The organism is Arthrobacter sp. I3 (genome assembly GCF_000520575.1).
In the GTDB taxonomy this organism is placed as follows: Bacteria; Actinomycetota; Actinomycetes; order Actinomycetales; family Micrococcaceae; genus Arthrobacter; species Arthrobacter humicola_A.
Genome location: NZ_KI914954.1, coordinates 13,102 through 16,974, shown reverse-complemented (window position 1 = coordinate 16,974; position 3,873 = coordinate 13,102). Strand labels below are relative to the sequence as shown.

Annotated in this window: 4 protein-coding genes; 1 reads left to right on the top strand and 3 read right to left on the bottom strand. The window is 68.5% G+C overall.

Annotation, left to right across the window (positions count from 1 at the left end; genetic code table 11):
- Both Y706_RS26485 and gndA read right to left on the bottom strand, forming a co-directional pair.
- A partial coding sequence (locus Y706_RS26485) for an SDR family NAD(P)-dependent oxidoreductase (RefSeq protein ID WP_043436491.1) occupies nucleotides 1–509 on the bottom strand: 509 nt, incomplete at its 3' end.
- 115 nt (nucleotides 510–624) lie between these two features.
- A complete protein-coding gene (gene gndA / locus Y706_RS0118835; protein ID WP_018773415.1) occupies nucleotides 625–2,061 on the bottom strand; it encodes an NADP-dependent phosphogluconate dehydrogenase in 1,437 nt (478 codons plus the stop codon).
- A gap of 276 nt (nucleotides 2,062–2,337) precedes the next feature.
- On the opposite strand from gndA, the gene Y706_RS0118830 reads away from it, so the two are divergent.
- The gene (locus tag Y706_RS0118830; protein WP_028277812.1) at nucleotides 2,338–3,066 is read left to right on the top strand and encodes a FadR/GntR family transcriptional regulator; all 729 of its coding nucleotides are present in this window, start codon (nucleotides 2,338–2,340) and stop codon (nucleotides 3,064–3,066) included.
- Nucleotides 3,067–3,104: 38 nt separating this feature from the next.
- On the opposite strand, the gene Y706_RS26480 is transcribed toward Y706_RS0118830, so the two are convergent.
- Nucleotides 3,105–3,873: zinc-binding dehydrogenase (locus tag Y706_RS26480; protein WP_043436490.1), on the bottom strand; the 769-nt coding region annotated here is incomplete at its 5' end.

Genomic DNA, 3,873 nt, shown 5'->3' with positions numbered 1-3,873 from the left:
TCAATACCGTGCGGCTTGAGCTCGAGCCGCAGCGAATCGCTCAGGCCCTCCACGGCGAACTTGGTCGCGTGGTACCAGGCACCCAGCGGCTCGTACATTTTGCCGCCGATCGATGAGATGTTGATGATCCTGCCCGCACGGGCGGCCCGCATGGCGGGGATCACGAGCTGCGTCATGCGCGCCAGGCCGAAGACGTTCACGTCGAACTGCCGCCGGCCCTCAGCCAGTTCGACCTCCTCGAGCGACCCGTACGTCCCGTAGCCGGCGTTGTTGACCAGGACGTCGATCCGGCCGTGCGCGGCCAGCACGTCCCCGACGGCGGCGCTCATCGAGGCCTCATCGGTCACGTCCAGCGCCACCACCTTGACCCCGGATGCCTTCAGCGGCTCCATCAGCTCCACACGGCGGGCCCCGGCATAAACGGTGAAGCCGGCCGAGGCAAGCTTTTTCGCGGTTTCGAAGCCGATGCCGGTGGAGGCACCGGTGACAAAAGCTACGGGCTGGGGCATGAGTTGAACTCCTTGGGCGCTGAACTCCTGGGGCAGGAGCGGTGCGGAAACACGGACGGCCGGCGCCTCCCAGCGTATCTGGAAAGTACCGGCCGTCGCGTTGGAACGGGGTGGGTCAGTGGGTGTCGACTGCCTCGATCTCGGACTTGTCCTCGCCCCAGAGGGTGTGGAACGTGCCCTCGGCGTCGACGCGGCCGTAGGTGTGCGCCCCGAAGAGGTCGCGCTGGCCCTGGATAACAGCGGCCGGTAGGCGCTTGCGGCGCAGGCCGTCGTAGTAGGCCAGCGAGGAGGAGAACACCGGCACCGGGATGCCGAGCTGCACCGCGGTGGACACCACCCGGCGCCAGGCCGGGAGGACTTCGGCGATCGCCTTGGTGAACGCCGGGGCGAAGAGCAGGTTGGCCGGCTTCTCCGCAGCGGCGTAGGCCTTGGTGATCTCCTTGAGCAGTTCCGCGCGAATGATGCAGCCGCCGCGCCACAGCGAGGCGATTTCATCCAGTTTCAGGTCCCAGCCGTATTCCTTGGCCGCAGAGGTGAGCATGTCCAGTCCCTGGGCGTAGGAGACCAGCTTGGAGGCGTAGAGCGCCTGGCGGACGTCCTCGACGAAGCTCTCGGGGACCTCGACGGCGGCCTCGCCGCCAGCCAGCAGCTCCTGTGCCAGCACGCGCTGCTCGGCCTGGGAGGACAGGGCCCGGGCGAAGACGGACTCGGCGATGCCCGACGTCGGGGAGCCGAGCTCGAGAGCGGAGATGACCGTCCAGCGGCCGGTGCCCTTCTGGCCGGCGGCATCCACCACGACGTCGACGAACGGCTTACCGGTCTTCGCATCGACGTGGCCGAGGACCTCGGCGGAGATTTCGATCAGGAAGGAGGCGAGGTCACCCTTGTTCCACTCTTCGAAGATCTTGGCCTGCTCGGCCGGTTCGATCCCAGCGCCGGAGCGCAGGAGGTCGAAGGCCTCGCCGATGACCTGCATGTCGGCGTATTCGATGCCGTTGTGGACCATCTTGACGAAGTGGCCGGCGCCGTCGGTGCCGATCCAGGCGCAGCAGGGCTGGCCGTCGACGTGCGCGGCGATCTTTTCCAGCAGCGGGCCGAGTGCGTCGTAGGACTCCTTGGAACCGCCCGGCATGATTGAGGGGCCGTTGAGGGCACCCTCCTCGCCACCGGAGACACCGATGCCGACGAAGTGCAGGTCCTTCTTGGCGAGCGCAGCCTCGCGGCGGCGGGTGTCCTCGTAGTGCGAGTTGCCGGCGTCGATGATGATGTCGCCCGCTTCCAGCAGCGGCTCGAGCTGCTCGATCACGGAGTCGACCGGCTTGCCGGCCTTGACCATGATCAGCACGCGGCGCGGCTTCTCCAGCGAATCAACGAGTTCCTGAAGGGTCTCGGTGCGGACGAAGTCGCCCTCATCGCCATACTTGGCGAGCAGGGTGTCTGTCTTTTCCACGGACCGGTTGTGCAGGGCAACGGTGAAGCCGTTCCGGGCCAGGTTGCGTGCGAGGTTGGCCCCCATCACCGCGAGGCCGGTAACACCGATGTGTGCTGACATCAAAAACTCCAATTCATTTTTGTACACGATGATTTCTGTAGACCACGTGTACGGCGATTCGTCTCAGACGTTCATCTAGGACTCGGCAGGTCGCGCCGCGGAGGGCGGAACCCGCTCTTGAGGATTGTGGCTGTCCTTAAACCATATGTATTTCCGCGGGTAGCGGGAAAGCCGCGCCCACGGAGCGGAATGCTGCGCGTCATAAACAGTCTATGATCACCGGCGTCCGCCCTTCAGGTCGGCCCGGACCAGGCCCACCGCATTATGCTTACGACTATGTCAACCAGCCTCCACCACCGTGCCATTGAGCACCTCGGGACCCGGATCGTGGCCGGCGAGCTTCCGGCCGGGCACGTCATGCTTGCCGAGCACCTTGAGGACGAACTCAAGGTCTCCCGCTCGGTGGTCCGGGAGGCGGTCCGGGTCCTCCAGTCCCTGGGCCTGGTGGAGACCATCAAACGCGTCGGCATCCGGGTGCTGCCCTCGAACCGGTGGAACCCCTTCGACCCGCTCGTGATCCGCTGGCGGCTGGCCGGCGAGGGCCGCGGCGCCCAGCTGCGCTCCCTGGCCGAGCTCCGCACCGCCGTCGAGCCGGTGGCCGCCGAGCTGGCCGCGGCCAACGCCCCCGAGGAACTCCGCCGCGAACTCGTGGAGATCTCGCACGCCATGCGCGACGCCGGGCAGGCCGGGGACGTGCCCCGGTTCCTCGAGCTGGACATCCTGTTCCATTCCCTGCTGCTGACCGGCTCGGGCAACGAGATGTTCGCCAACATGGTGGGCCAAGTGACCGAGACGCTGACCGGCCGCACCATCCACGGCCTGATGCCGGACCACCCGCGCGAGACGGCGCTGCGCTGGCACGTGGAGGTCGCCGAGGCCATCGCCGCCGGGGATGCCGCCGCCGCCCGCGAGGCCTCGAACCGGATCATGCGCGAGACCATCTCGGAGATGGAGCCGAGCTGGAAGAACCAGCCGCGGGTGTTTGTCCCGGTCGAGCGCCACTAACCCGCCACTGGCCCTCCCGGCCCCGATGGCGGCGCTCCTCACGCCGGCGCCCGCCTGAAGTCCAGCAGCACCTTCCCCGAAACAGCCGCGTTCCTGGCGACCTCGAACGCTTCCAGTCCGCGGTCCAGGCCAAAGGTATGGGTCACCACGGGGTCCACCCGCAGGGAGCCGTCGGCGAGCGCCGCTATGACGTCATCGATTTCGTCATTGAAGCGGAAGGAGCCCACCAGCTCCAGCTCGCGGGTAATGGCCAGGGAGATCAGGACCGGCTGCGGGCCGGAAGGCAGCAGCCCCACCATCACCACCCTGCCGCCACGGACCGCGCCCGTGATCGCCGAGGCCAGTCCCCGGTGGCTGCCCGAGGACTCGATGACGACGTCCGCCTCAACCGCGGCGATCGCCCCGGCGTCGTCCCCCTTGAGGACCGCGTCGGCCCCCACGGCACGGGCTATCTCCAGCGGCCGCCCGTGCATGTCCACGGCCACGATCCGGCCGGCGCCGGCGCGTTTGAGCACGGCCACGGCCAGGGCCCCGATGGGACCGCTGCCGATCACCAGTGCCGTCTTTCCCGCCACGTCCCCGGCGCGCGACACGGCGTGCCAGGCGACGCTGGCCGGTTCCGCCAGGGCCGCGGTCCGCAGGTCCAGCCCCGCCGGCAGCGGCCGGAGCATCCGGGCCGGCAGGTTCACGTACCGGCTGAACGCGCCGTCGGTGTGCGGAAAGCGCGCGGCGCTGCCCAGATACGTGCAGCCCGGCGACAGATTCGGACGCTCCGGCGGGTACCGGGCGCCGCCCGGGCCCGGCGTG

What these genes read in the sequence shown, in the direction of transcription:
- gndA (WP_018773415.1), bottom strand. Translation starts at nt 2,061, where the DNA reads ATGTCAGCACACATCGGTGTTACCGGCCTCGCGGTGATGGGGGCCAAC.
- Y706_RS0118830 (WP_028277812.1), top strand. Translation starts at nt 2,338, where the DNA reads ATGTCAACCAGCCTCCACCACCGTGCCATTGAGCACCTCGGGACCCGG.